Annotated in this window: 26 protein-coding genes; 15 read left to right on the top strand and 11 right to left on the bottom strand. The window is 72.1% G+C overall.

What is annotated here, in order from left to right; all coding sequences use genetic code 11:
* Positions 1-108: 108 nt before the first annotated feature.
* From pgl to tkt, 4 genes are read right to left on the bottom strand one after another with little or no spacing between them, the layout of a single operon-like run.
* Complete coding sequence (gene pgl, locus MRBLML1_RS14465; protein ID WP_364517044.1) at positions 109-861, bottom strand: 6-phosphogluconolactonase; 753 nt, start codon at positions 859-861, stop codon at positions 109-111.
* Positions 858-2,510, bottom strand: coding sequence for a glucose-6-phosphate isomerase (gene pgi, locus MRBLML1_RS14460; RefSeq protein WP_364517042.1), 1,653 nt, complete (start codon positions 2,508-2,510; stop codon positions 858-860). Before pgi ends, pgl begins: the two co-directional genes overlap by 4 nt.
* A gap of 4 nt (positions 2,511-2,514) precedes the next feature.
* Positions 2,515-3,621 (bottom strand): transaldolase, encoded by a 1,107-nt coding sequence (tal, locus tag MRBLML1_RS14455; protein WP_364517040.1) that lies wholly within the window; start codon positions 3,619-3,621, stop codon positions 2,515-2,517.
* 41 nt (positions 3,622-3,662) lie between these two features.
* Positions 3,663-5,774, bottom strand: a complete 2,112-nt coding sequence (gene tkt, locus MRBLML1_RS14450) for a transketolase (protein WP_364517038.1) — start codon at positions 5,772-5,774, stop codon at positions 3,663-3,665.
* Positions 5,775-5,935: 161 nt separating this feature from the next.
* On the opposite strand from tkt, the gene MRBLML1_RS14445 reads away from it, so the two are divergent.
* Entirely contained in the window at positions 5,936-6,853 is a 918-nt protein-coding gene (locus MRBLML1_RS14445; RefSeq protein WP_414691253.1) for a heme o synthase, read from the top strand.
* 206 nt (positions 6,854-7,059) lie between these two features.
* Here the strand turns inward: MRBLML1_RS14445 and MRBLML1_RS14440 are convergent, their stop codons facing one another.
* The 3 genes from MRBLML1_RS14440 to MRBLML1_RS14430 are packed head-to-tail and all read right to left on the bottom strand — an operon-like array spanning position 7,060 to position 9,679.
* Positions 7,060-7,959: a COX15/CtaA family protein gene (locus MRBLML1_RS14440; RefSeq protein WP_364517034.1), complete on the bottom strand. Its 900-nt coding sequence runs from the start codon at positions 7,957-7,959 to the stop codon at positions 7,060-7,062.
* Positions 7,960-7,961: 2 nt separating this feature from the next.
* Complete coding sequence (locus MRBLML1_RS14435; protein WP_364517032.1) at positions 7,962-8,744, bottom strand: ABC transporter permease; 783 nt, start codon at positions 8,742-8,744, stop codon at positions 7,962-7,964.
* Positions 8,741-9,679: an ABC transporter ATP-binding protein gene (locus MRBLML1_RS14430; RefSeq protein ID WP_364517030.1), complete on the bottom strand. Its 939-nt coding sequence runs from the start codon at positions 9,677-9,679 to the stop codon at positions 8,741-8,743. Before MRBLML1_RS14430 ends, MRBLML1_RS14435 begins: the two co-directional genes overlap by 4 nt.
* A gap of 43 nt (positions 9,680-9,722) precedes the next feature.
* On the opposite strand from MRBLML1_RS14430, the gene MRBLML1_RS14425 reads away from it, so the two are divergent.
* The 11 genes from MRBLML1_RS14425 (at position 9,723) to MRBLML1_RS14375 (ending at position 19,156) form a co-directional block, all read left to right on the top strand.
* Positions 9,723-10,088 carry a hypothetical protein gene (locus MRBLML1_RS14425; RefSeq protein ID WP_364517028.1) on the top strand — a complete coding sequence of 122 codons (366 nt, stop codon included), beginning with the start codon at positions 9,723-9,725 and terminating at the stop codon, positions 10,086-10,088.
* Positions 10,081-10,476, top strand: a complete 396-nt coding sequence (locus tag MRBLML1_RS14420; protein ID WP_364517026.1) for a hypothetical protein — start codon at positions 10,081-10,083, stop codon at positions 10,474-10,476. The genes MRBLML1_RS14425 and MRBLML1_RS14420 overlap by 8 nt, the downstream gene beginning before the upstream one ends.
* Before the next feature lie 47 nt (positions 10,477-10,523).
* A complete protein-coding gene (locus MRBLML1_RS14415; protein WP_364517024.1) occupies positions 10,524-11,207 on the top strand; it encodes a helix-turn-helix transcriptional regulator in 684 nt (227 codons plus the stop codon).
* Complete coding sequence (gene sufB, locus MRBLML1_RS14410; RefSeq protein WP_364517022.1) at positions 11,204-12,622, top strand: Fe-S cluster assembly protein SufB; 1,419 nt, start codon at positions 11,204-11,206, stop codon at positions 12,620-12,622. The genes MRBLML1_RS14415 and sufB overlap by 4 nt, the downstream gene beginning before the upstream one ends.
* Entirely contained in the window at positions 12,619-13,800 is a 1,182-nt protein-coding gene (gene sufD / locus MRBLML1_RS14405) for a Fe-S cluster assembly protein SufD (RefSeq protein ID WP_364517020.1), read from the top strand. Before sufB ends, sufD begins: the two co-directional genes overlap by 4 nt.
* Entirely contained in the window at positions 13,797-14,144 is a 348-nt protein-coding gene (locus MRBLML1_RS14400) for a non-heme iron oxygenase ferredoxin subunit (RefSeq protein WP_364517018.1), read from the top strand. The genes sufD and MRBLML1_RS14400 overlap by 4 nt, the downstream gene beginning before the upstream one ends.
* Entirely contained in the window at positions 14,141-14,899 is a 759-nt protein-coding gene (gene sufC / locus MRBLML1_RS14395) for a Fe-S cluster assembly ATPase SufC (protein ID WP_364517016.1), read from the top strand. The genes MRBLML1_RS14400 and sufC overlap by 4 nt, the downstream gene beginning before the upstream one ends.
* Entirely contained in the window at positions 14,899-16,161 is a 1,263-nt protein-coding gene (locus MRBLML1_RS14390) for an aminotransferase class V-fold PLP-dependent enzyme (protein WP_364517014.1), read from the top strand. Before sufC ends, MRBLML1_RS14390 begins: the two co-directional genes overlap by 1 nt.
* A gap of 2 nt (positions 16,162-16,163) precedes the next feature.
* Entirely contained in the window at positions 16,164-16,655 is a 492-nt protein-coding gene (sufU, locus tag MRBLML1_RS14385; RefSeq protein ID WP_364517012.1) for a Fe-S cluster assembly sulfur transfer protein SufU, read from the top strand.
* Entirely contained in the window at positions 16,652-17,029 is a 378-nt protein-coding gene (locus MRBLML1_RS14380) for a metal-sulfur cluster assembly factor (protein WP_364517010.1), read from the top strand. The genes sufU and MRBLML1_RS14380 overlap by 4 nt, the downstream gene beginning before the upstream one ends.
* Before the next feature lie 144 nt (positions 17,030-17,173).
* The gene (locus MRBLML1_RS14375) at positions 17,174-19,156 is read left to right on the top strand and encodes an Ig-like domain repeat protein (protein ID WP_364517008.1); all 1,983 of its coding nucleotides are present in this window, start codon (positions 17,174-17,176) and stop codon (positions 19,154-19,156) included.
* Between the two features lie 55 nt (positions 19,157-19,211).
* Here MRBLML1_RS14375 and MRBLML1_RS14370 read toward each other — a convergent pair whose 3' ends face one another.
* Positions 19,212-20,309 carry a helix-turn-helix domain-containing protein gene (locus tag MRBLML1_RS14370; protein WP_364517006.1) on the bottom strand — a complete coding sequence of 366 codons (1,098 nt, stop codon included), beginning with the start codon at positions 20,307-20,309 and terminating at the stop codon, positions 19,212-19,214.
* A gap of 326 nt (positions 20,310-20,635) precedes the next feature.
* Complete coding sequence (locus MRBLML1_RS14365) at positions 20,636-21,151, bottom strand: SRPBCC family protein (protein WP_364517004.1); 516 nt, start codon at positions 21,149-21,151, stop codon at positions 20,636-20,638.
* A gap of 39 nt (positions 21,152-21,190) precedes the next feature.
* Here MRBLML1_RS14365 and MRBLML1_RS14360 point away from each other — a divergent pair, with 39 nt between their 5' ends.
* Positions 21,191-21,808, top strand: a complete 618-nt coding sequence (locus MRBLML1_RS14360) for an acVLRF1 family peptidyl-tRNA hydrolase (protein WP_364517002.1) — start codon at positions 21,191-21,193, stop codon at positions 21,806-21,808.
* Here MRBLML1_RS14360 and MRBLML1_RS14355 read toward each other — a convergent pair.
* Positions 21,792-22,247, bottom strand: coding sequence for a GNAT family N-acetyltransferase (locus tag MRBLML1_RS14355; RefSeq protein ID WP_364516999.1), 456 nt, complete (start codon positions 22,245-22,247; stop codon positions 21,792-21,794). The genes MRBLML1_RS14360 and MRBLML1_RS14355 overlap by 17 nt on opposite strands.
* A gap of 18 nt (positions 22,248-22,265) precedes the next feature.
* Complete coding sequence (locus tag MRBLML1_RS14350) at positions 22,266-22,742, bottom strand: GbsR/MarR family transcriptional regulator (protein ID WP_364516997.1); 477 nt, start codon at positions 22,740-22,742, stop codon at positions 22,266-22,268.
* A 54-nt stretch (positions 22,743-22,796) separates the two neighbouring features.
* Between MRBLML1_RS14350 and MRBLML1_RS14345 the strand changes: the two genes are divergently transcribed.
* Both MRBLML1_RS14345 and MRBLML1_RS14340 read left to right on the top strand, forming a co-directional pair.
* Positions 22,797-23,705 carry an ABC transporter ATP-binding protein gene (locus MRBLML1_RS14345; protein WP_364516995.1) on the top strand — a complete coding sequence of 303 codons (909 nt, stop codon included), beginning with the start codon at positions 22,797-22,799 and terminating at the stop codon, positions 23,703-23,705.
* Positions 23,702-25,258 (top strand): ABC transporter permease, encoded by a 1,557-nt coding sequence (locus tag MRBLML1_RS14340; RefSeq protein ID WP_364516993.1) that lies wholly within the window; start codon positions 23,702-23,704, stop codon positions 25,256-25,258. The genes MRBLML1_RS14345 and MRBLML1_RS14340 overlap by 4 nt, the downstream gene beginning before the upstream one ends.
* Positions 25,259-25,268 lie beyond the last annotated feature (10 nt).

Genomic DNA, 25,268 nt, shown 5'->3' with positions numbered 1-25,268 from the left:
GTCGGCCCGACAGCGCGGCAGGGTGCGCGGCGGCGCCTGTGGACAGGCGCGCCGAAGCAGCAGCCTGTGGATAGGAAGTGGACGCTCAGGTGACCTGAGCGCACCGAGTCACAGGAGGGACGCGGCCTCGGAGTCGAGGAACCAGACCGTCTCGGCGATGCCACGCACCCCGCGCGCGGGCGTCTCGCGGAGCGCCCCGGCCTCGTCGGCACCGGCGAGCTCGGCCAGGCCGCGCCGGACCGCCTCGGCCTTCCCGGAGCCGCTGACCAGGAACCACACCGCCTGGGCGCGGTTGAGGGCCTCGAAGGTCAGGCTGACCCGGTCCGGCGGCGGCTTGGGGGAGTCGTGGACCGCGATCGCGATCTCGTCGACCGCGTCCAGCCCGGGGTGGCCGGGGAACAGCGAGGCGATGTGCCCGTCCGGGCCCACGCCGAGCATCAGGACGTCGAAGTCGCCGCTGCCGGTCGAGCGCACCGTGGCGGCGTACGACGACGCAGCCTCCTCCGCGGACCCCGCGTCGTCGGAGGACGGCACCTCGTGCACCCGCCGCGCGCCGACCTCGTCGAGGAAGGCGGCCTTGGCCTGGCCGACGTTGCGCTCGGGGGAGTCGGCCGGGACGAAGCGCTCGTCGCCGAAGTAGAACTGCACGGCGCCCCAGTCGACGCCGGAGTCGTCGGCGAGCCGGGCGACCTCGCGGTGGATCGCCTCGGCGATGGTGCCGCCGGTCAGCCCGATGTCGGGGATGTGGCCGGCCGCCTGGGCGTCGGCGATCCGGTTCAGCAGCTCGCCGGCGACGGCGGTGGCGAGGGTGGCGGCGTCGGGATGGACCTCGACGAGGGGAGCAGGTCGGTCGGAGGTCATCGTGCGCGTTTCTCCCGGTAGTAGCGGATCAGTGACTGGGTGGAGGAGTCCTGCTCGGACAGCACGGCCTCGTCGCCGGACAGCGCCGGCGCGATCTGCAGCGCGAGCTGCTTGCCGAGCTCGACCCCCCACTGGTCGAAGCTGTCGATGCCCCAGACGACGCCCTGGGTGAAGGTGATGTGCTCGTAGAGCGCGATCAGCTGGCCGAGCACCGACGGTGTCAGCGCGGGCGCCAGGATCGAGGTGGTCGGGCGGTTGCCGCTGAACACCCGGGCCGGCACGATCGCCTCGTCCGTGCCCTCGGCACGCACCTCTTCGGCGGTCTTGCCGAAGGCGAGCGCCTTGGTCTGGGCGAAGAAGTTGGCCAGCAGCAGGTCGTGGACATCGTTGTCGCCGTCGGCCAACGGGTACGCCGGGGTCGCGAACGCGATGAAGTCCGCGGGCACCAGCCGGGTGCCCTGGTGGATGAGCTGGTAGAACGCGTGCTGGCCGTTGGTGCCCGGCTCGCCCCAGAACACCTCACCGGTGTCGGTGGTGACCGGGGTGCCGTCCCAGCGCACGCTCTTGCCGTTGGACTCCATCGTCAGCTGCTGGAGGTACGCCGGGAAGCGGTGCAGCAGCTGCGCGTACGGCAGCACGGCGTGGGTCTGGGCGCCGAGGAAGTTGGCGTACCAGACGTTGAGCAGGCCCATCAGGACCGGGACGTTCTCGGCCAGCGGGGAGCGCTGGAAGTGCTCGTCGACGGCGTGGAAGCCCGCGAGGAACTCCTCGAACCGCTCTGGCCCGATCGCCACGACCAGCGAGGTGCCGATGGCCGAGTCGACGGAGTAGCGCCCGCCGACCCAGTCCCAGAAGCCGAAGGCGTTGGCCGGGTCGATGCCGAAGTCCTCGACCTTGTCGAGCGCCGTGGAGACGGCGACGAAGTGCTTCGCGACGGCGTCGTCGCTCGTCGTACCGAGCCCGTCGAGGAGCCAGGAACGGCACAACCGCGCGTTGGTCAGCGTCTCCAGGGTGCCGAACGTCTTGCTGGAGACGATGAACAGTGTGCTCGCGGGGTCGAGGCCGGCGAGCGTCTGGGCCGCGTCGGTCGGGTCGATGTTGCTGATGAAGCGGCACTCGAGGCCGTCCTGGACGTACGGCTTCAGCGCTTCGTAGGCCATCACCGGACCGAGGTCGGAGCCGCCGATACCGATGTTGACGACCGTACGGATCCGCTCCCCGGTGACGCCGGTCCAGGCGCCGGAGCGGACGTCCTCGGCGAAGGCATAGACCCGCCGCAGCACGTCGTGGACGTCGTCGACCACGTCGTGCCCGCCGACCTCCAGGTCGGCCTCGGCGGGCTGGCGCAGGGCGGTGTGCAGGACGGCGCGGTCCTCGGTGACGTTGATGTGGTCACCACGGAACATCGCGTCCCGACGGGCCTCCAGGCCGACCTCGGCCGCGAGCGCGAGCAGCGCGGCGAGCACCTCCTCGTCGAGGAGGTTCTTCGACAGGTCGACCCGGAGGTCGCCGGCGGTGTGCGTGAGCCATTCGGCGCGCGCGGCGTCGTCGGCGAACCAACGGCGCAGGTCGGGGGCGAAGCCGTCGGCGAGCCGGGTCAGGCTCGCCCAGGCGGCGGTGGAGCGGGGGTCGACGGGAGCCGCACCCACGGGATCAGCCCTTGGCCTTCGCCATCTGCGTCTCGACGGTCTCGGTCAGCTCGGTCCACGAGGCCTTGAACTTGTCGACGCCCTCGGTCTCCAGGGTGAGGAAGACGTCGTCGAGGTCGATGCCGGCGGCGACCAGCCGGTCGAACACCTCCTGTGCCTCGGCGCCCTTGCCGGTGACCTGGTCCCCGGTGACCTCGCCGTGGTCGGCGAAGGCCTGGAGGGTCTTCTCCGGCATGGTGTTGACCGTGTCGGCCACGACCAGGTCGGCGACGTAGAGGGTGTCGGAGTAGTCCGGGTTCTTCACGCCGGTCGAGGCCCACAGCGGCCGCTGCGCGTTCGCGCCGGCCGTGGCGAGCGCCTGCCACCGCTCGGTGGCGAGCACCTCCTGGAAGGCGGCGTAGGCCAGGCGGGCGTTGGCGACGGCGGCCTTGCCGCGCAGCCCCAGCGCCTCCTCGGAGCCGATCTTGTCGAGGCGGGCGTCGATCTCGGTGTCCACCCGGGAGACGAAGAAGGAGGCGACCGAGCGGATGGTCGCCAGGTCGATGCCCGCGTCCTTCGCCTTCTCCAGGCCGGCGAGGTAGGCGTCCATCACGGCGCGGTAGCGCTCGACGGAGAAGATCAGGGTCACGTTGACGCTGATGCCGGCCGCGATCACCTCGGTGATGGCGGGCAGGCCCTCCAGCGTGGCGGGGATCTTGATCAGCGCGTTCGGCCGGTCGACGGCCTCCCACAGCGCCTTCGCCGAGGCGATGGTCGCCTCGGTGTCGTTGGCCAGGGTGGGCTCCACCTCGATGGAGACGCGGCCGTCGTCGGCGGTGCGCTCGGCCACCGGCTTCAGCACGTCGCAGGCGTTGCGGACGTCGTCGGTGGTGAGCGCGAAGATCACCTCGTCGACGGACGCGCCGTCGGCGACGAGGCCGCGGACCTGCTCGTCGTAGCGCTCGCCGTCGGCGATGGCCCCGGCGAAGATCGTCGGGTTGGTGGTGACGCCGACCACCGACGAGCTCTCGACGAGCTCGGCCAGGTTGCCGGTCTCGATGCGCTCGCGGGACAGGTCATCGAGCCAGATGGAGACCCCTGCGTCAGCGAGGGCCTTCAGTCGATCGGACATGTTTCCTCCTCGTGCTCGTCGTGCGTGGGTACGGCGCCGGATCAGTCCAGCGCCGCGGCGGCGATGCTCTCCCGGGCGGCCTGGGCGACCGCCTCGGGCGTGAAGCCGAACTCGCGGAACAGGGTGGCCGCGTCGGCGCTCGCGCCGTAGTGGTCGATGCTGATGATCCGGCCGGCGTCGCCGACGTACTCCCGCCAGCCCTGCTTGATGCCGGCCTCGACGGAGACCCGCGCCTTGACGGTCGGCGGGATCACGCTGTCGCGGTAGGCCTGGGTCTGCGCCTCGAACCACTCCAGGCAGGGGAGCGAGACCACGCGCGCCTGGACGCCCTCGGCCGCGAGCTGCTCGCGTGCGGTGACGGCGAGCTGGACCTCGGACCCGGTGGCGAGCAGGACCACGTCGGGCTGGCCGCCCTCGGCGTCGAGCAGCACGTAGCCGCCCTTGGCGACGTCCTCGGTGGTGGCGAAGCCCTCGGTGCCGCGCGGGAACGTCGGGACGTTCTGGCGGCTCAGGACCAGGCCGGCGGGCCGGTCGGTGTGGCGCAGCACCTGGAGCCAGGCGGCAGAGGTCTCGTTGGCGTCGGCCGGGCGGATCACGTCGAGACCGGGGATGCCGCGCAGCGCCCAGAGGTGCTCGATCGGCTGGTGGGTGGGCCCGTCCTCGCCGAGGCCGATGGAGTCGTGGGTCCACACGTAGATGACCGGCGCCTGCATGAGCGAGGCCACCCGCACCGCGCCGCGCATGTAGTCGGAGAAGGTGAGGAAGGTGCCGCCGAAGACGCGGGTGCCGCCGTGGACGGCGATGCCGTTCATGATCGCGCCCATGCCGTGCTCGCGGATGCCGAAGTGCAGCACGCGGCCCTGGTAGGGGTCGGCCTGCCACTCCTCGACGCCGCGGTCGACCGGCAGGAAGGACTTCGCGTCCTTGATGGTGGTGTTGTTGGAGCCGGCGAGGTCGGCCGAGCCGCCCCACAGCTCCGGGAACACCGGCGCGATGGCGTTGATCACCTTGCCGGAGGCAGCACGGGTGGCCACCCCCTTGGCGTCGGCGTCGAACACCGGCAGGGCGTCCTCGATCCCGTCGGGCAGGGCGCGGGTGCGCATCCGGGCCAGGATCGCGGCCTGCTCCGGGTTGTCGGCGGCCCACGCGTCGTACTGCTCGTCCCACTCGGCCGCCCAGGCCTTGCCACGCTCGACCAGGCCGCGGGTGTGCTCGAGCACGTCGGCGGGGACCTCGAAGCTCTTCGCGGGGTCGAAGCCGAGGACCTCCTTGGTGGCGGCGACCTCGTCCTCGCCGAGCGCCGAGCCGTGCGCGGCCTCGGTGTTCTGCGCACTCGGGGCGGGCCAGGCGATGACCGTCTTCAGCACGATCAGGGACGGCTTGTCGGTGACCTCGTCGGCGGCCTTGACGGCGTCGTAGAGCGCCGGGACGTCCTCGGTGTAGTTGGCGAGGTCGTTGTGGTCGGTGCCGGTCCAGTCGACCGTCTGCACGTGCCAGCCGTAGGCCTCGTAGCGCTTCGCGACGTCCTCGTTGAAGGCGATGTGGGTGTCGCCCTCGATGGAGATCCGGTTGGCGTCGTAGATGACGGTGAGGTTGCCGAGCTCCTGGGTGCCGGCGATCGAGGAGGCCTCGCTGCTGACGCCCTCCTCCAGGTCGCCGTCGGAGGCGATCACGTAGACGTGGTGGTCGAAGAGCGAGGGGCCGTCGCCGGCCTTCGGGTCGAGCAGGCCCTTCTCCCGGCGCGCGGCCATCGCCATGCCGACCGCGTTGCCGACGCCCTGGCCGAGCGGGCCGGTGGTGACCTCGACGCCCGCGGTGTGGCCGTGCTCGGGGTGGCCCGGGGTCTTCGAGCCCCAGGTGCGCAGGCTCTCCAGGTCGGCGAGCTCCAGGCCGAAGCCGCCGAGGTAGAGCTGGGTGTAGAGCGTGATCGAGCTGTGCCCGGCGCTCAGCACGAAGCGGTCGCGGGGCATCCAGCTCGGGTCGGCGGGGTCGTGCCGCATGACCTTCTGGAACAGCAGGTACGCCGCCGGAGCCAGGCTCATCGCGGTGCCGGGGTGGCCGTTGCCCACCTTCTGCACGGCGTCCATGGCCAGCACGCGGGCGGTGTCGACGGCCTTGCGGTCGAGGTCGGTCCACTCGAGGTCCGGGATCATGGTTCCGAGCCTACTCAGCCTCGTGGCACACCTGACATCGGCTGGGTGCGGCGAGCACGGACCGCTCGGGATACACTCGTCCCTGCTCCGATCCCAGCCTTCGAGCCCCTGCCCCACGAGGACAACCTGTCGTGACGTACGTCGATCCCACCAGCCCCGAGCTGGTCGCCGACGACGCAGGAGACCCGAAGGCCACCTTCCGCGACGTCGTCATGGCGTACGTCGGCCTGACCAAGCCGCGGGTCATCGAGCTCCTGCTGCTGACGACCGTGCCGGTGATGTTCTTCGCCGCCCGCGGCGTCCCCGCGCTGGGTCTCGTCGTGGCCACCGTCGTCGGCGGCACGCTGTCCGCCGGCTCGGCCTCGGTCTTCAACTGCGTCTACGACCGCGACATCGACGAGCAGATGCGTCGTACCCGTCGCCGTGCGCTGCCGCGCCACATCGTGACGCCGGGCGCTGCCCTGGTCTTCGGCGTCGTGCTCGGCGTGCTCTCGACGGTGATCCTGGCGCTCTGGGTCAACCCGCTCTCGGCGGTCCTGTCGGTCAGCGCCAACGCGTTCTACGTGTTCGTCTACACGATGCTGCTCAAGCGCCGCACCACCCAGAACATCGTCTGGGGCGGCATCGCCGGCTGCTTCCCGGCCCTGATCGGGTGGACCGCCGTGACCGGCGAGCTGTCGTGGGTGCCGGTCGTGCTCTTCCTGGTCGTCTTCTTCTGGACGCCGCCGCACACCTGGGCCCTGGCGCTGCGCTACCGCGAGGACTACGCCCAGGTCGACGTACCGATGCTGCCGGTGGTGAAGCCGGCCCGTTCGGTCGCCTTCCAGATCGTGGTCTACAGCTGGGTCATGGTCGCCACGTCGCTGGTGCTGTGGCCGGTGGCCGACACCGGTCCGCTCTACCCGATCGTCGCCGGCGTCCTCGGCGCGGTCTTCCTGGTCCAGGCGCACGGCCTGCACCGCCGGGCGCGCACCACCGAGGAGCTGAGCGTGCTCCAGCCGATGCGGCTGTTCCACTCCTCGAACCTCTACCTGAGCCTGCTCTTCGTCGCAGTCGCCATCGACCCGCTGCTGCACTGATCGCGCGAGCGCGTCGCTCGTGCCTCGCGCCGCGCTGCCGCGCACGCAGTCGAGTGGCGTAGGGCTCGCCTCCGCCTGGCGGCAAGACCGACGGCACGCGGAACAGCGCCTCCCTGCGCCTCCGGTCGCTCCTTCGTCGCTCCCTCCGGCTCCGGGCCGGCGCCGTCCCGCGCTCGCCGCCCCCGCGGCTCCGACGCGAGTCTCCGTCAGGCGCGGCGGGGGCGGGTGGCGAGCAGGACCCAGGTGATCGCGGCGGAGGTCGTGCCGGCGCCGAGCATGTGGAAGCCGACGAGCAGCTCGGGCAGGTCGGTGAGGTACTGCCAGAAGCCGATCGTGCCCTGCAGCAGCTCGACGACGAGCAGCAGCCGGGCGGCGCGGTAGAGGGTCAGCAGGCCCAGCCGGCGGGCCCTCCAGAGCACGGCGAGGGTGAGCGCGACGAGGGCGTAGACCGCCCAGGCGTGCACGTGCGACATGACCTGGGGGTCGAGCCCGGTGCGCTTGGACTCCAGGTCGCCGGAGTGCGGGCCGGAGCCGGTGACGACGGTGCCCAGGTAGAGCACCACCCAGCCGACGGCGAACAGCGCGATGCCGGCGCGGCGCAGGGGGAGCGGCGCGGAGGCGCGGGTGGGCCCGCGCAGGTGGTCGAGCAGGAGGACGCAGACGCCGACGAGGGCCATCGAGAGCAGCAGGTGGATCGACACGATCCACGGGTTCAGGTCGGTGAGCACGGTGATGCCGCCGACCACCGCTTGGCCGGGGATGCCCAGCGCCACGATCGTCGCCAGCCGTACGGCGAGCGGGTGCTCCGCCGCGCGCTCGCGGGCCGCGACCCAGCAGGCCACCGCGATCACGACGAGCACGTAGGTCAGCATCCGGTTGCCGAACTCGATCGCGCCGTGGACGCCCAGCGCCCCATGAGGCAGGTACGACGAGTCGGTGCACTTGGGCCAGGTCGGGCAGCCGAGCCCGGAGTCGGTGAGCCGGACCGCGCCGCCGGTGACGGCGATGCCGATGTTCGCGACCAGGTTGGCCCAGGCGAGCGGGACGAGGCGGTCGCCCAGGGCCTGCCGGAGACTGGCGAGTCGGTCGCGGGTCGAGGTGGTCACGTTCACTCCCACTGGAAGGTTCGGGCGGTCAGGGCGGAGCCGATCCCGGCCCAGAGGAGCAGGACGAGCAGGTCGCGGGCGGCGAGGGCGCCGTCGCAGGCGGTGCGCATCGCCTCGCCGAGCGCCCCGGAGGGAAGCCAGCGCACGAGGTCCCCGAGGCCGCCGTACGCGCTGGCGGGAAGGATCACCGCGCCGCCGGCGAGCAGCAGCAGGTAGACGAGGTTGGCGACCGCGAGGGTGGCCTCGGCGCGCAGCGAGCCCGCCAGCAGCATGCCGAGGGAGGCGAAGGCGGCGGTGCCGAGGAGCGCGGTGAGGACGACGGCGAGCACGCCGGCGACACCCGACGGGCCTTCCCAGCCGAGTGCGAGGCCGACCCCGCCGATGACGACGAACTGGATGACCTCGACCACCAGCAGGGCGGCGACCTTGCCGCCGAGCAGGGTCGTGCGGGACAGGGGAGCGGTGCCGAGGCGCTTCAGGACGCCGTAGCGGCGCTCGAAGCCGGTGGCGATCGCGAGCGAGGTGAACGCGGTGGACATCACGGCGAGGGCCAGGACGCCGGGCGTCAGCACGTCGATCGGCCGCCCGTCCAGGGACAGGCCGACCCGCTCCGCGCCACGCACCGCGCCGACGAGCACGATGACCGGGATGACGACGGCGATGAGCAGCTGCTCGCCGTTGCGCAGCATCAGCCGCGCCTCCATCCCGGCCTGGGTCAGCAGCTGACGCAGGACGGGCGCGCCGCCGGGAGCGGGGGCGAAGGTGCCACTGCCGGGGGTGGTCACGAGAAGTCCTCCCGGCCGGTGAGCTCGAGGAAGACGTCCTCGAGGTTGCGCTGGCCCAGCGACAGCGACTCGGGCAGCACGTCGTGGTCGGCGCACCAGGCGGCCACCGTCGCGAGCGTGGTGCCGTCGGCGGGCCCGGAGACCTGCAGGCTCAGCGGGTCGAGCACGCTCAGCTCGGTGCCGTCACCCAGGGCCCGGGCCAGCGCCTCGGGCGCGCCCTCGGGGAACGGCTGGGTGACGACGAGCCGGATCGTGGCGACGGTGCCGCCGCGGGTGAGCTCCAGCGGCGTGCCGCTCGCCACGAGCCGGCCCCGGTCGAGGATGTGCACCTTGTCGGCGAGCCGCTCGGCCTCCTCCAGGTAGTGCGTGGTCAGCACCACGGTCACCCCGTCGGCGCGCAGCTCCTCCAGCAGGTCCCACACGCCGCGGCGGATCTGCGGGTCCAGGCCCGCGGTCGGCTCGTCGACGAACACCAGCTCCGGGCGCCCGACCAGAGCCAGCGCGAGGCCGAGCCGTTGCTGCTGACCACCCGACAGCCGCCGGTACGGCGTCCGGCCGCACTCGTGCAGCGCCAGCCGCTCCATGAGCAGGTCGATCGGCAGCGGGTGGGCGTGCAGCTTGGCGAAGTGCCGCAGCATCTCGTCGGCGCGCGCCCCGCTCCAGGCGCCGCCGGACTGCAGCATGACGCCGATCCGGGGGAGCAGCGCCGAGCGCTGGCGGACCGGGTCGAGCCCGAGCACCCGCACCGTGCCGGCCTGCGCGCGGCGGTAGCCCTCGCAGGTCTCCAGGGTGGTGGTCTTGCCGGCGCCGTTGGGTCCGAGCACGGCGGTGATGGTGTGCGGCTCCACCTCGAAGGAGAGGCCGTCGACGGCGGTGCGGTCGTCGTACCGCATCACCAGGCCGTCGACGAGCACGGCAGGACCAGCAACAGGCACCCGGCGAGTGTAGGACCAGCCTCCGCGCTCTACGCTGGCGGCCGTGACTGCTTGGACCTACGGCGTGATCCTCGCCATGGCGGGCGTGGTCGCGGTCGTCCTCGTCGTGGACCTGGTCCGCGACCGATCCGCCCAGGACGCGCACTTCGTCGGCCTCGGCGTGCTGCAGCTCGCGGCGCTGGCCCAGCTGGTCGGCGGCTGTGTCGCGCTGGCCCGCACCGAGCGCGACATCGAGGGCGGCGTCTTCGTCAGCTACCTGGTCACGGTGGCGCTGATCCCGGTCGTCGCGGCGTTCTTCTCCCTCGCCGAGCGCTCCCGGGTCGGTACGACGATCCTGCTCCTCGGCGTCGCGACCGTCGCGGGCCTGGAGCTGCGCCTGTGGGACATCTGGGGAGGCACCCGTGGCTGAGGAGCTCTCGACGGGCTGGGGCCGCGCCCTGGTGTTCGTCTACGGCGTGTTCGCCGTCGCCGCGACGGGTCGGTCGGCGGTCCAGCTCGGGGACGACGCCGGCAAGCTGCCCTACTGGCTCTCCCTGGTGGCCGCCGTGATCTACCTGGTGGCCACGACCTGCCTGCTCGTCGGCGGGCGCACCGGCTGGCGGGTGGCCCTCGCCGCGGTGTCGGTGGAGCTCGTCGGCGTGCTCGGCGTGGGCACCTGGAGCTATCTCGACACCGGCCTGTTCCACGACAAGACGGTGTGGTCCCACTTCGGTCAGGGCTACGCCTTCCTGCCGCTCGTGCTGCCCTTCGCCGGGCTCGCCTGGCTGCGCTCCCAGCGCCCGGCGCCGGCACCTTAGGGTGACCTTGCTTGAAGGGGCCCCGGCAATATCGGCACACTGATGTTGTGGAAATCCCGACCGAGCACGACCAGCCGACGCGCCAGCGCGTCGTGCGGTCGATCCTGGTCAACGGGCCGTCCACCGCCGCGGCGCTCGCCGAGCGCCTCGAGCTGACCCCGGCCGCCGTACGACGCCACCTCGACCAGCTGCTGGCCGACGGTGCCGTCGATGCCCGGGACCCCCGTCCGGTGGGCTCGCGCGGACGCGGACGCCCGGCGAAGGTGTTCGTGCTCACCGAGCGTGGCCGCGACTCCTTCGACCAGCAGTACGACGACCTCGCCACCGAGGCGCTGCGCTTCCTCGCCGAGACCGGCGGTCCGGAGGCGGTCAAGGCGTTCGCGGAGCGGCGCGCGGCGTTCATCGAGAAGCGGTTCCCGGAGGTCCGGGCCGCCCATCCCGAGGCCTCGCCGGCCGAGGTGCTGGCGAAGGTCTTCTCGGACGAGGGCTATGCGGCAGCCGTGCGCGAGCTGCCGGTCGTGGGGGAGCAGCTGTGCCAGCAGCACTGCCCGGTCTCCCACGTCGCCCACGAGTTCCCCCAGCTGTGCGAGGCCGAGACCGAGGCGATCAGCCGGGTCCTCGGCACGCACGTGCAGCGGCTGGCCACCATCGCCCACGGTGACGGCGTGTGCACCACGTGCATCCCGGCCTCGACAGGCTCGACCAACAAGAAGAAGGAGCAGGTCTCATGACCTCCATCGAGGAGCTGAACCCCGAGCTCAAGGGGATCGGTCGCTACGAGTTCGGCTGGTCCGACAAGAACGACGTCGGTGCCGACGCCAAGCGCGGCCTCAACGAGGACGTCGTGCGCGACATCTCGGGCAAGAAGAGCGAGCCGGGCTGGATGCTCGACCTGCGCCTCAAGGGCCTGAAGCTGTTCGACCGGAAGCCGATGCCCACCTGGGGCTCGGACCTGGGAGGCATCGACTTCGACAACATCAAGTACTTCGTGCGCTCCACCGAGAAGCAGGCCCAGAGCTGGGAGGACCTGCCGGAGGACATCAAGAACACCTACGACAAGCTCGGCATCCCGGAGGCGGAGAAGCAGCGCCTGGTCGCCGGTGTCGCCGCGCAGTACGAGTCCGAGGTCGTCTACCACCAGATCCGGGAGGACCTGGAGGAGCAGGGCGTCATCTTCCTCGACACCGACACCGCGCTGAAGGAGCACGAGGACCTCTTCAAGGAGTACTTCGGCACCGTCATCCCGGTCGGCGACAACAAGTTCTCCGCGCTCAACTCCGCGGTCTGGTCCGGCGGCTCGTTCATCTACGTCCCCAAGGGCGTGCACGTCGACATCCCGCTGCAGGCCTACTTCCGGATCAACACCGAGAACATGGGCCAGTTCGAGCGGACGCTGATCATCGTCGACGAGGACGCCTACGTGCACTACGTCGAGGGCTGCACCGCGCCGATCTACTCCTCCGACTCGCTGCACTCCGCGGTCGTGGAGATCATCGTGAAGAAGGGCGGCCGCTGCCGCTACACGACCATCCAGAACTGGTCGAACAACGTCTACAACCTCGTCACCAAGCGCGCGGTCTGCGAGGCCGGCGCGACGATGGAGTGGGTCGACGGCAACATCGGCTCCAAGGTCACGATGAAGTACCCCGCCGTCTACCTCATGGGCGAGCACGCCAAGGGCGAGACGCTGTCGATCGCCTTCGCGGGCGAGGGCCAGCACCAGGACGCCGGCGCCAAGATGGTGCACGCAGCGCCGCACACCTCCTCCAGCATCCTGAGCAAGTCGGTCGCGCGCGGCGGTGGGCGTACGTCGTACCGCGGGCTGATCCAGGTCAACGAGGGCGCGCACGGCTCGAAGTCCAACGTGCTGTGCGACGCGCTGCTGGTCGACCAGGTCAGCCGCTCCGACACCTACCCCTACGTCGACATCCGCGAGGACGACGTGTCCATGGGCCACGAGGCGTCCGTCTCGAAGGTCTCCGACGACCAGCTCTTCTACCTGATGTCGCGCGGCATGGCCGAGGACGAGGCGATGGCGATGATCGTGCGCGGCTTCGTCGAGCCGATCGCCAAGGAGCTGCCGATGGAGTACGCCCTGGAGCTGAACCGACTGATCGAGCTGCAGATGGAGGGTGCTGTCGGATGACGGCCGTCGCCGAGGCTCTCGAGATGGGCGACGCCCGCATCGAGAGCCACCTCAACCCGCCCGCGTCGTACGACCTGGCCGACCACCCCGTGCCCACCGGGCGCGAGGAGGTCTGGCGGTTCACGCCGATCAAGCGCCTGCGCGGCATCCTCGACGGCGCGGCCTCCACGGCCGCGCTGACCCGGGAGACCACGCTGCCCGAGGGCGTCACGCTCACTGAGGTCTCGGCCGACGAGGCCGTCGCCCTCGGCGAGCTCGGTCCCAACGAGCGCCCGGCCGCCCTGGCCGCGGCCAACGCGGGCGGTGCGCTGTTGCTCGACGTCCCGGCCGAGACCGTCGTCGCCGAGCCGGTCGTCATCCGGCTCACCGGCGAGACGGTCGAGGACCTGGTCTGGGGCCGCCTGCTCTACCGGATCGGTGCGCACGCCGAGGTCACCATCGTCCTCGTGCACACCGGGTCGGCGCGCTACTCCGCCATCTCCACCTTCCTGGTCGGCGACGGCGCCAAGGTCAACGTGCTGAGCCTGCAGGACTGGGCCGACGACGCCGTCCACCTGGGCCGCGACGCGATCCGGGTCGGCCGCGACGCCTCGGTCAAGCACACCTCGATCTCCTTCGGCGGCGACCTGGTGCGGATGCACGCCAACGTCGAGTACGCCGGCCCCGGCGGCGAGGCCGAGCTGCTCGGCCTCTACTTCGCCGACGAGGGCCAGCACCTGGAGCACCGCCTCTTCGCCGACCACAACGCGCCCAAGACCAAGAGCAACGTGGTCTACAAGGGCGCGCTGCAGGGCCAGGGCGCACACACCGTGTGGATCGGCAACGTGCTGATCCGCAAGGTCGCCGAGGGCATCGAGACCTACGAGGAGAACCGCAACCTCGTGCTCACCGACGGCTGCCAGGCCGACTCGGTCCCCAACCTCGAGATCGAGACGGGGGAGATCGAGGGAGCCGGGCACGCGTCGGCGACGGCCCGCTTCGACGACGAGCAGCTGTTCTACCTGCGCTCGCGCGGCATCTCGGAGAAGGAGGCGCAGCGCCTGGTGGTGCACGGCTTCTTCAACGACCTGATCCGCAAGGTCGGCATCCCCTCCATCGAGGACAAGCTTCTCGAGACGGTCGAGGCGGAGCTCGCCAAGAACGTGCTCAAGGACGCCGCCGCCGTGGAGGGAGCATGACCTTCGAGCGCGCCTGTGCCCTGGGCGACGTACCGGCCGACGAGGCACTGGCCGTCACCGTCGACCGCTACGACGTGGCGATCGCCCGCGACGGCGACGACGTCTACGCGCTGCAGGACCTCTGCTCGCACGCCGCCGTCTCGCTGAGCGAGGGCGAGGTCGCCGACTGCACGATCGAGTGCTGGCTGCACGGCTCGACCTTCGACCTGCGCACCGGCAAGCCGACGACCTTCCCGGCGACCGAGCCGGTCGCCACCTTCCCGACTGAAATTCGAAGCGACGACGGCACTGACTGGGTGTACGTCGACGTCGACACCACCCTGAACGGAGTCACCCCCGCATGAGCACCCTGGAGATCAAGGACCTGCACGTCCAGGTCCAGACCGAGGACGGCCCCAAGGAGATCCTCAAGGGCGTCACGCTGACGATCGGCGACGGCGAGACGCACGCGATCATGGGCCCCAACGGCTCGGGCAAGTCCACCCTGGCCTACTCCATCGCCGGCCACCCCCGCTACGAGATCACCGGCGGCACGGTCACCCTCGACGGCGAGGACGTGCTGGAGATGACGGTCGACGAGCGGGCGCGCGCCGGGCTCTTCCTGGCGATGCAGTACCCCGTGGAGGTCCCCGGCGTCTCCGTCGCGAACTTCCTGCGCACCGCCAAGACCGCCATCGACGGTGAGGCGCCCAAGCTGCGCACCTGGGTCAAGGACGTCAACGGCGCCCTGGACCAGATGAACCTCGACAGCACGTTCTCGCAGCGCTCGGTCAACGAGGGCTTCTCCGGCGGTGAGAAGAAGCGCCACGAGATCGCCCAGCTCGACCTGCTCGACCCGAAGGTCGCGATCCTCGACGAGACCGACTCCGGCCTCGACATCGACGCGCTCAAGGTCGTCTCCGACGGCGTCAACCGGTTCCGCGAGCGCGACGGCAAGGGCGTCCTGCTGATCACGCACTACACCCGGATCCTGCGCTACATCCAGCCCGACCACGTGCACGTGTTCGTGGCCGGCAAGGTCGCCGAGTCCGGTGGGCCGGAGCTGGCCGAGGAGCTCGAGGCCAACGGCTACGACCGCTTCCTGAAGGCGTCGGTCTGATGGTCTCGACAGGCTCGGCCTCCGGGCTGAGCGGACTCCTTCCCGAGCTGGAGGTCATCCGCAAGGACTTCCCGATCCTCGAGCGCACGCTCGCGGGCGGGTCGCCCCTGGTCTACCTCGACAGCGCGAACACCTCGCAGAAGCCGCAGGTCGTGATCGACACCATGGTCGATCACCTCGAGCGGCACAACGCGAACATCGCGCGGGCCATGCACCAGCTGGGGGCGGAGTCCACCGAGGCCTACGAGGAGGCGCGGGACAAGGTCGCGCGCTTCCTCAACGCGCCCTCGCGCAACGAGGTCGTCTTCACCAAGAACGCCACCGAGGCGCTCAACCTGCTGGCCCGCACGATCGAGCTCGGTCCGGGCGACAACGTCGTCATCACCGAGATGGAGCACCACTCCAACATCGTGTCGTGGCAGCTGGCGTGCGAGCGCTCGGGTGCGGAGCTGCGCTGGTTCGGGCTGACCGACGACGGGCAGCTCGACCTGAGCAATGCCGACCAGCTGGTCGACGAGCACACCAAGGTGGTCGCCTTCACCTGGGTGTCGAACATGCTCGGCACCATCAACCCGGTGGCCGACCTCGCCGCCCGGGCCCGTGCGGTCGGGGCGCTCTCGGTCGTCGACGCCTCACAGGCCGCTCCGCAGCTGACGGTCGACGTCCAGGCGGTGGGCTGCGACTTCCTGGTCTTCACCGGCCACAAGGTCTGCGGCCCGACCGGCATCGGCGTGCTGTGGGGCCGCGAGGAGCTGCTCAACGAGCTGCCGCCGTTCCACGGCGGCGGCGAGATGATCGAGACGGTGACGATGGCCCGCTCGACGTACGCCAAGGCGCCGCACCGCTTCGAGGCCGGCACCCCGCCGATCGTCGAGGCGGTCGGGCTCGGAGCGGCCGTCGACTACCTCGGCCACATCGGCCTGGACGCGATCCACCGTCACGAGCAGGCCATCACCGGCTACGCCCTCGACGGGCTCCGGTCGGTCAAGGGCCTGAGCGTCCTCGGCCCGCTCGACGCCACCGCGCGCGGTGGGGCGATCTCGTTCGAGCTCGACGGCGTGCACCCGCACGACATCGCCCAGGTGCTCGACAGCCGCGGCATCGCCGTGCGCGCCGGGCACCACTGCGCCAAGCCCGCGCACGCCCGGTTCGGCGTGCAGAGCTCGACCCGCATGTCGTCGTACCTCTACACCGAGCCGCGGGAGATCGACGCCCTCGTCGAGGCGCTGGAATACACCCGCTCGTACTTCAAGTTGGACTGAGGATGACCGCACACAGTGCTGATCAGAGCGGGCTGGATGCGCTCTACCAGGAAATCATTCTTGACCACTACAAGCACCCGCACGGCAAGGGGCTCCGTGAGGAGCACGAGGCCGAGGTGCACCACGTCAACCCGACCTGCGGCGACGAGGTGACCCTGCGGGTCCACGTCGCCGACGGACGCGTCGAGGACGTGTCGTACGACGCCGTGGGCTGCTCGATCTCCCAGGCGTCCGCCTCGGTGCTCTACGACCTCGTGGTCGGCAAGAGCGTCGACGAGGCGATGGAGATCCACCAGGAGTTCCTCACTCTCATGCAGGGCAAGGGCACGGTGGAGCCGGACGAGGACGTGCTGGAGGACGGCATCGCCTTCGCGGGCGTCGCCAAGTTCCCGGCACGCGTGAAGTGCGCCCTGCTGTCGTGGATGGCGTGGAAGGACGCGACGGCCCGTGTCATCAGCGGAGCCGGCACCGAAGGAGACGGAGACAAGTCATGACCGACAACAGCGACCTGCCCGAGGTCCCCGAGGCCGGCGGCCCGGTGGGCACCAACGCATCCTCCAACGTGGCGCTCGACGACATCGAGGAGGCCATGAAGGACGTGGTCGACCCCGAGCTCGGGATCAACGTCGTCGACCTGGGACTCGTCTACGGCATGCACGTCGACGAGGGCTCCAACCTCGTGCTCGACATGACGCTGACCTCGGCGGCCTGCCCGCTGACCGACGTGATCACCGACCAGACCAACTCCGCCCTGGAGGGCCTGGTCAACGACGTCGCGATCAACTGGGTCTGGATGCCGCCGTGGGGCCCCGACAAGATCTCGCCCGACGGGCGTGAGCAGCTCCGGGCGCTCGGCTTCAACGTCTGAGCGGCCCGGTTCCCCGAGAACTCGGACGCCCGTCCGAGTTCTCCGCCGGTTCGGGGTGAACCGGCCTTCCTCCCGAGGTGCGCGACTTACCGTGCCTTGGCCGCCGCGGTGGGTGACGGCGGTCACGACATCTCAGGAGGACGAATGACGAACTGGCGACCCAAGGTCGGCGCGCTCGGCGTGCTGGCACTGGTGGCGGGCACGGCGGCGGCGGTAGGGACACCGGCGCACGCGGACCCCGCCGCGGACCCCGCGACCGGCGACGTGATCGGCTGGGCGGACGGCGTCGAAACGGCGTCGTACCCGGGACCGTTCGCCCAGCTGGGCGACAACGGCCTCGGCAGCAACGCGGTCGGCGCGATCCGTGCCGACGGCACGGTGGTCATCCCCGCCTCGCTCCAGGCGAGCGCGCAGGCGGTTCCCGCGAGCGTGAGCAGCCAGCGGACGCTCTCGCTGAGCATCGGTGGCCAGCGGACGATCTGGGCGGCCAGCGCCGACGGCACCGTCACGAAGTGGGGCGGTTCCCGCGGCACGATCCCCGACCAGTCCTGGACCCCGGAGCAGCTGGGCGGCAAGGCCATCGCGGTCACCGGTGGCCTCTACCGGGCCTACGTCATCGTCGAGACCGCCGAGGGAGCGCACCACGCGGCGCTCATCGCCTACAAGCCCGACGTGGTCGGCGACGCCGAGGGCGTCTTCCCGATCGTGTCCGGCGACACCGGCGAGCCGGTCACCGACCTGGTGGCCCTGGGCGGGCTCAACCGCGACCCCCTCGGCACCGCCCCCACCAACACGATGGCGCTGCGTTCCGACGGCTCGCTGGTCGCTCTGGCGGAGCCGAGCTTCACCGAGCTCCGCCCGGCGGGCGACGACCCGGTCGTGGCCTTCAGCAGCCAGACGGGCACCAGCGGCACCGGCGTGGCCGCGACCGGGACCTTCGTGACGCAGAGCGGCAAGGCCTACGGCTTCCGGATGCGCATCCCCACGGGGGACGAGACCGCCGCCTGGGTGCTGGAGGCCTGGCAGGACGACAACTTCCCCGGCGTCCCCGCGGGGGAGACCGTCAAGGAGGTCAACTCCACCGGCGACACCAGCACCGGGAGCGCGCAGTTCCTGCTGACCGACCAGGGCAATGTCGTGGCCTGGACCTCCGAGCCCCAGGCCGGTGGCGGCGAGGCCACCCCGGTGCCGCTGCCCGCCTCGATGGCGGCCGGTGGCGTGCTCGACATCGCCGACGGCGCCTACGCACTGCTCGAGTCCGAGGCGCCCCCGGCGCTGGCCGTCACCAGCGAGCCCACCATCAGCGGCACGGCCCAGGCCGGCCAGACGCTCACCGGGACGCCCGCGGGCTTCAACGACGCGAGCGCCACGGTGACCAACCAGTGGAAGGCCGACGGTACGGCGATCAGCGGTGCCACCGGCACGACGCTGGCCCTGACGGCAGCGCTGGTCGGGAAGTCGATCACCTTCGAGTCCACCGCGACCCGGGGCGACGAGACCCTGTCCTCCTCCTCGGGCGCCTTCGGCCCGGTCCTGGCCGCCCCGCTGGCCGTGACCAGCGTGCCGACCATCACCGGCACGGTGCAGGTCGGCAAGGTGCTGACCGGCAAGCCCGCCGCCTTCAACGACGCCACGGCGGTCGTGAAGAACCAGTGGAAGCTCAACGGGGTGGCGATCACCGGCGCGACCGGGACTACGCTCACCCTGCCGGCGAGCTTCCAGGGCCGCTCGATCACCTTCGTCTCCACGGCGACCCGCGGCAGCGACACGCTGGTGTCCTCCTCGGCCGCCCGGGGCCCGGTGGCCGCGGCGCCGATCGTCCGGGGCTACCCGAAGCCGCCGACGCTGACCTTCAACGTGCGGCCGACCAGCAAGAAGGCCGGGCGTGCGACGGTCGTGGTCGCCCGGGCGACCACGGCGCGACCGGTGCCCACCGGCACGGTCCGGGTGACCCTCACCAAGGCGGGGTCGCGGAAGGTCGTCACCGGCACGCTCAGCGCCGGCCGCCGCACGGTCGTCCTGCCCAAGCTGCCGAAGGGCACCTGGCGGGTCCAGGTCTCCTACCTGGGTGACCGCTACTACCTGCCGCGGAACTCAGGGCTCTACACCCTGAAGATCACCCGCTGAGCCGGGTGCGGTGACGACGGTGGCCCCCGAGCGCTGCTCGGGGGCCACCGCCGGCTCAGACCGCGACGCCCCAGGTGGGCAGGACGGCACGCAGCGCCACGATGAGCTCGAGGCGGGCCGGCGGGTCCTCCAGCTTGGTCCCGAACAGCTCGCGCAGCTTGCACAGCCGGCTGTGCAGGGTCTGCGGCGGGACACCCATGTCACGGGCCAGCTGGTTGGTGGCGCTCGCCGTCTCCAGCCAGCGCAGCAGGGTGAGCGCGAGGTCGTTGCGCCGCGCGGTGCGGATCCCGTCGAGGACGCCGAGGTGCTTGCTCGCGAGCAGCCCGGTCAGCAGCGGGTTGCCGGCGACCAGGAGCGGGCCGAGCATCTCGGTGCACGGCACCAGGAGCCGGTCGTCGACCGCGTGGCCGTCGCTGAGCAGCCGGGCCGCGCGCCACAGCAGCTGGAGGCTGTCGCCGAGGTCTCGCCACGGGGTGAGCGGACCGACGACGACCTGGCCGTCGACCGCGGCCGCCAGCGTGTGCGGGTCGATGCCCTCCGGCACCAGGAGCTCGTACGCCGAGGGGCGCGCGATCAGCCGCGGATCGTCCCGCAGCCGCGCGGGCAGCTCGCGGTCGACGGACACCAGGGCGCGGATCCGGCCCGGGCGGGCGGCGTCGTAGGCCAGGTCGTCGCCCGCGCCGACCTCGGCGCGCCAGTGCGCCTGCCGGTGCTCGCGGCGAGCGGTCTCGCGGCGCAGCTCGACGGTCAGGGTCGCGCAGACCAGGTGGAGGTAGCGCTGGGCGGAGCGACGCAGGGTGAGGATCGCCTCGCCGCGCAGCGCGTCGCCGGCGACCTGGCCGAGCGAGCCCGCCACCACGGCGTGCAGGGCACGGAAGAGACGGTCGACGTCGGCGGCCCGCAGTCCCGCGGCGCTGAGCTCCACCGCCAGCGCGCGCAGCCCGCGCTGCGCCTCGCGCGCCGCGACCTCGGCGCGACCGCCGGCGGAGACGAAGTGCTGCACCACGTCGCCGATCGCGACGCGGACGCGGGGGTCGTCGGGCGGCGTACCGAGGGCGTTGCCGACGGTGCCCGCCATCCGCTGGCACAGGTGGGCCAGCCGGTCCGGCGAGGCCGTCGGTGGCAGCGCGACGGGTGCGGTCGTGATCGTCATGGTCGTGTCCCTCCCTCGCCGACGGCGTGCGCCGTCGGGTCGTTGGGGGCGACCACCTCGATTCAGCCACGGGACCCGGCCCGGGCCAAGGAGTTCTGCGCTCGCTCGCGCGGAACCGGTGGGATGTTGTGACGTACGTGACAAGAACTCGCTCCTGAGCGCTGTCGTGCAGCGCGGACGCGGACGCGCCGGGCGCGGCGCGGACGGCGCCGGCGCCAGCCTGCTCACCGGGATGACAAGAAAGCGGGGGAGAGGCGGCCGATCCACGCGGGAGGCTGGGCGCCGGGCCGGTGCCCACGCAGACTGGTGCCCAGCGCCGGTCCCAGTCAGGGGGCGACGGCCGGCGCGAAACGTTCGTCGGTGTAGGTCCGCAGGTTCCTCAGGAACCAGCGGAAGCCTGCGTCCAGCAGTGGGCGGCTGGGGGCGAGCGTGACCCGCGCGGCCCCGGTGACCTCCAGGGCCAGGGTCCAGGTGAGCCGGCAGCCGTCGGCGGTGGCGACGACGTCGTACCGCTCGGCGAAGGCCTTGATCCGCTTCTCCGAGGCCTCGTTGAAGCGGAACGCGAGGAGCGTGTGCTCCTCCCAGGCCAGGAACTCCTCGGCCCCGACGAGGCCGCCGCGCATGCTGACGGTGCGCATCGTGCCGACGCCGCGCGGCGCCGGGGTGGTCCACTCGACCTTCGTGATCGCCTTCGCCCAGCGCGGCCACGCGGTGGCGTCGGCCAGCACCTCGAAGAGCTGGGCGGGCGTGATCGCGAGGTCGACGCTGTTGGTGAAGCGGTGCGGCGCGGTGTCGATCCAGGCGAGGTCGACGTGGTCGCAGGCGTGCAGCGAGGTGGCCATGAGGAAAGTAGAACACGTTCTCGTCGCTAGGGTCGTCCCGTGCCCGAGGTCCTGGTCCCCGTTGCCCGCTGGGCGCGCTGGGTCGCCAACTTCGAGGCGTCGCACGGTGCCGCCGCCCTCACGGTGGACGACGGCCTGCGGGGGAGCGCTCCCGACGGCGCGCACTTCGTGGCCCGCCTCCCCTTCTCCCTGCCGTACGACGGACCGCCGGACCCCGTCGCGCTGGCCGGGCAGGCGCTCGCCCCGCCGGTGTGGGGTGTCCTGCTCGTGCGCAAGGGCGGCTTCGCGGTGGCCCGCGTCGAGCAGGGCGTCGTGACCGGCTCCAAGACCGGCCAGCGCCACGTGCAGGGCCGCACCAAGGCGGGCGGCCAGTCGCAGCAGCGCTTCGCGCGCCGCCGGGCCAACCAGGCCCGGGACGCCTACGAGGCGGCCGCCGAGCACGCCGTGCGGGTGCTCGGCGACGTGCGGGTGGTCGTCGCGGGCGGCGACCGGGCGGCGGTGGCCGAGGTGCTGACCGACCGCCGGCTGGGGTCGGTGGAGGTGGTCGGGCCCTGGTTCGCCGTACCGGACCCGCGACGGGGTGTCCTCGACCAGGTGGTCCGCGACGCGCAGGCGCTGGTGGTCGAGGTGGAGAACGCGGCTACAGCTCCCGGGTGAGGAAGACGCTGTGCGGGTCGAGCACATAGCTCCCGAAGGGGCCGGTCTCGGTGAAGCCGCGGGTGAGGTAGAGCGCGCGGGCGGCGGCGAAGTAGTCCTCGGTGCCGGTCTCCAGGCTGATCCGGGCGTGCCCCCGGGCCCGCGACTCGGCGAGCACGTGGTCGAGCAGGCGGCCGGCCACCCCGCGCCGGCGCGCGGCCGTGGCGGTGCGCATCGACTTCAGCTCGACGTGGTCGTCGTCGAGGCGCTGGAGCGCGACGCAGCCGAGCAGGGTCTCGCCGTCGCGCGCGGTCCAGAACGTGATCGTGGGGACGGCGAGGGCGTCGGGGTCGAGCGCGTGCACGCTCTCGGCGGGCGAGGTCGCGTACATGTCGCTCAGGTGCTCGGTGAGCAGGGCGAGGACGTCGGGGCGGCGAGGGTCGTCGATCGCGATCTGCACAGGGCGATTGTCCCTGTGTCAGTCGTCGAGGCCGAGGGCGGCCCGTCGCCGCGCCCAGCGCTCGTCCAGGTCGGCCATCTCCTCCAGCACGAAGGTGAGGAACTCGCGGGCGAGCAGCAGCCGGCGGTGGGCGGGATCGGCGTCGTCGAGGTCGGCGAGGCCGCGCTCGAGGGCGGCGATCATCGGCGCGTAGAGCTGGTCGACGCGCGTCATCGTGCCGTGCCAGGCATCGTCCTCGACCACGAAGACGTCGCGGCGCGAGCCCCGCTCCCGCTCGCGGCGGATCATCCCGACGCCGTCGAGGTAGCGCACCGCCCCGGAGATCGCGGCCGGGCTGACGTCCAGCGCGGCGGTGAGCTCGGCCGAGGTCATCCGGCCGTCGTCGTCGACGAGCAGCGCCGCGAACACCCGCGAGGGCAGCCGGGCCAGGCCGGCGCTGGTGAGGGCGCCTCCCAGCCGCTCGACGAACGCGGCGCGCTGCGGAGGCGTGGACATGGCCCTAGTCTCACATGTTTCACAAAATGCTGAAACCGGTGTCATGATGGGCGCATGGCCGACAACGCCGTCATCGAGGTCCGTGACCTGGTCAAGACCTTCGGCAGCTTCCGGGCCCTCGACGGGCTGGACCTCAGCGTCGTACCGGGGGAGGTGCACGGCTTCCTCGGGCCGAACGGCGCGGGGAAGTCCACCACCATCCGGGTCCTGCTCGGGCTGCTGCGCAGCGACAGCGGGACGGTCCGCCTCCTCGGCGGGGACCCGTGGCGCGACGCGGCGACCCTGCACCGGAGGCTCGCCTACGTGCCCGGCGACGTGAGCCTGTGGCCCAACCTGAGCGGCGGGGAGATCGTCGACCTGCTGCTGCGGATGCGCGGCGCCGACCCGCGCTCGTCGCGCCGTGAGGAGATGATCGAGCGGTTCGCGCTCGACCCGACCAAGCGCGGCCGGGCCTACTCCAAGGGCAACCGGCAGAAGGTCGCCCTGGTCGCCGCCTTCGCCGCCGACCCCGAGCTGCTCATCCTCGACGAGCCGACATCGGGGCTCGACCCGCTGATGGAGCAGGTCTTCAACGAGTGCGTCGCCGAGCACACCGGTCGCGGCGCGACGGTGCTGCTGTCGAGCCACATCCTCAGCGAGGTGGAGCGGCTCGCTGACCGGGTCACCATCATCCGCGAGGGGAAGGTCGTCGAGACCGGCACGCTGGACTCGCTGCGCCACCTGCAGCGGACGCGGCTGGTCGCCGGGCTGTCCGGCGCCGCACCCGACCTGGCCGCCCGCGCGGGCGTCCACGACGTGTCCGTCGAGGGCAGCACGATCACCTGCACCGTCGACGCGACGGCGCTGCCCGGCGTGCTCGCCGAGCTGACCGCCGCCGGCGTGACCAGCCTGACGAGCAGCCCGCCGAGCCTGGAGGAGCTCTTCCTCGACGCCTACCGCGACCGGGCGGGCGCGCACCGATGACCACCACCGGCTGGCGCCTCCTGCTCGGCCTGGCCCTGCGCCGCGACCGCGTCCTCACCGGGGTCTCGATCGCGCTGCTCGTGGTCATGAGCGTGGCCTCGGCCGCCGCGACCCCGAGCCTGTACGCCGACCAGGCCGACCGGGTGCACGCCGCGGAGGCGCTCAACGCCAGTCCCGCCATCGTCGCGCTCTACGGCCCGGTCCTCGACGTCACCAGCGAGGGCGAGCTGGCGATGACCAAGATGACCGTGCTGTACGCGGTCTTCGTCGCGGTGCTCTTCATCGTCGTGGTGCGCCGCCACACCCGCGTCGAGGAGGAGACCGGGCGCACCGAGCTGGTCGGCGGGACGGCGGTCGGCCGGAACGCCGCCCTGGCCGCCGTCGCGGTCGAGAGCATCCTGCTGGCCGTGGTGCTGGGCGCCCTGGTGGCGGCGGGCAACGTGGCCGGTGGCCTGGACGTGGCCGGATCGACCGCCTTCGGCGCGCTCTGGGCGGGCACCGGCCTGGTCGCCGCCGGGATCGGTGCGGTGACCGCCCAGGTCTCCGCCAGCGCCCGGACCTGCGCAGGCTTCGCCGCCGGCACGGTCGGGGTGCTCTTCGTGCTCCGCGCCGCCGGCGACACCGGCCCGCAGTGGCTGAGCTGGCTGTCCCCGCTGGGCTGGAACACCCAGGTCGCGGCGTACGGCGACACCCGGTGGTGGCTGCTCGCGGCCTATCCCGCGCTCGCCGTCCTGCTGGCCGCCGGGGCCGTGCTGCTGCGGTCGCGGCGCGACCTCGGCTCCGGGCTGCTGGCCGCGCGTCCCGGGCCGGCCACCGGCTCGCCCCGGTTGTCCGACGCCTTCGGGCTCGCGGTCCGCACCAGCGGCACGACGCTCGTGCTGTGGGCACTCGCAGCGGCGGTGCTGGGCGTGGTGTTCGGGATGATCGCCCCCGGTGTCGGCGACCTGCTCGACTCGGAGACGGCGCAGTCGATCCTCGACGAGCTCGGCGGGGAGCTGGTCGCCGCGATCCTGTCGATCGTGGCCGTGGTGCTCACCTACTTCGCCGCCGCGGTCGTCGCGCACAGCTCGCGCGACGAGACCGACGGCCGGGCCGAGCTCGTGCTCGCGACCGGCACCAGCCGTTCGGCGTGGTTCGGCGCAACCCTGCTCGTCGCCCTCGCCGGCACCGCCCTGCTGCTCGTGGTGACCGGCCTCGGCCTGTGGGTCGGGTACGCCGCCGCGGACGGCCCCGGCATCGGCAACCTGCTCGTCGCGGCGCTGGCCTGGGTGCCCGCGGCGTGGGTGGCCGGCGCCCTCGCGGTGCTCTCGCTGGCCTGGGGCACCCGCTGGTCGGTGCTCGCCTGGGTCTGGCCGGCGGCCTTCCTCACGCTCGGGCTGCTGGGCGACCTGCTCGACCTGCCGGCGTGGCTGACCGGCCTCTCGCCGTACGCCCACGTGCCGTCGGTGCCCTCGGAGGCGTGGAGCTGGATGAGCGCCGGGAGCCTCTCCGCGGTCGCAGCGGTGCTGCTGCTCGTGGCGTGGTGGCGGTTCCGGGCCCGCGACATCCACTAGGTTGCCAGCC

It is taken from the genome of Nocardioides sp. LML1-1-1.1 (assembly GCF_040676175.1).
Lineage (GTDB): Bacteria > Actinomycetota > Actinomycetes > Propionibacteriales > Nocardioidaceae > Nocardioides.
This window is presented reverse-complemented; position numbering and strand designations above follow the sequence as displayed.

Excerpts from the sequence above, each read along its gene's own strand:
- pgl (WP_364517044.1), bottom strand. The coding sequence starts at position 861 with ATGACCTCCGACCGACCTGCTCCCCTCGTCGAGGTCCATCCCGACGCC.
- tal (WP_364517040.1), bottom strand. The coding sequence starts at position 3,621 with ATGTCCGATCGACTGAAGGCCCTCGCTGACGCAGGGGTCTCCATCTGG.
- tkt (WP_364517038.1), bottom strand. The coding sequence starts at position 5,774 with ATGATCCCGGACCTCGAGTGGACCGACCTCGACCGCAAGGCCGTCGAC.
- sufB (WP_364517022.1), top strand. The coding sequence starts at position 11,204 with ATGACCTCCATCGAGGAGCTGAACCCCGAGCTCAAGGGGATCGGTCGC.
- sufD (WP_364517020.1), top strand. The coding sequence starts at position 12,619 with ATGACGGCCGTCGCCGAGGCTCTCGAGATGGGCGACGCCCGCATCGAG.
- MRBLML1_RS14400 (WP_364517018.1), top strand. The coding sequence starts at position 13,797 with ATGACCTTCGAGCGCGCCTGTGCCCTGGGCGACGTACCGGCCGACGAG.
- sufC (WP_364517016.1), top strand. The coding sequence starts at position 14,141 with ATGAGCACCCTGGAGATCAAGGACCTGCACGTCCAGGTCCAGACCGAG.
- MRBLML1_RS14390 (WP_364517014.1), top strand. The coding sequence starts at position 14,899 with ATGGTCTCGACAGGCTCGGCCTCCGGGCTGAGCGGACTCCTTCCCGAG.
- sufU (WP_364517012.1), top strand. The coding sequence starts at position 16,164 with ATGACCGCACACAGTGCTGATCAGAGCGGGCTGGATGCGCTCTACCAG.
- MRBLML1_RS14380 (WP_364517010.1), top strand. The coding sequence starts at position 16,652 with ATGACCGACAACAGCGACCTGCCCGAGGTCCCCGAGGCCGGCGGCCCG.
- MRBLML1_RS14375 (WP_364517008.1), top strand. The coding sequence starts at position 17,174 with ATGACGAACTGGCGACCCAAGGTCGGCGCGCTCGGCGTGCTGGCACTG.
- MRBLML1_RS14370 (WP_364517006.1), bottom strand. The coding sequence starts at position 20,309 with ATGACGATCACGACCGCACCCGTCGCGCTGCCACCGACGGCCTCGCCG.
- MRBLML1_RS14365 (WP_364517004.1), bottom strand. The coding sequence starts at position 21,151 with ATGGCCACCTCGCTGCACGCCTGCGACCACGTCGACCTCGCCTGGATC.
- MRBLML1_RS14350 (WP_364516997.1), bottom strand. The coding sequence starts at position 22,742 with ATGTCCACGCCTCCGCAGCGCGCCGCGTTCGTCGAGCGGCTGGGAGGC.
- MRBLML1_RS14345 (WP_364516995.1), top strand. The coding sequence starts at position 22,797 with ATGGCCGACAACGCCGTCATCGAGGTCCGTGACCTGGTCAAGACCTTC.
- MRBLML1_RS14340 (WP_364516993.1), top strand. The coding sequence starts at position 23,702 with ATGACCACCACCGGCTGGCGCCTCCTGCTCGGCCTGGCCCTGCGCCGC.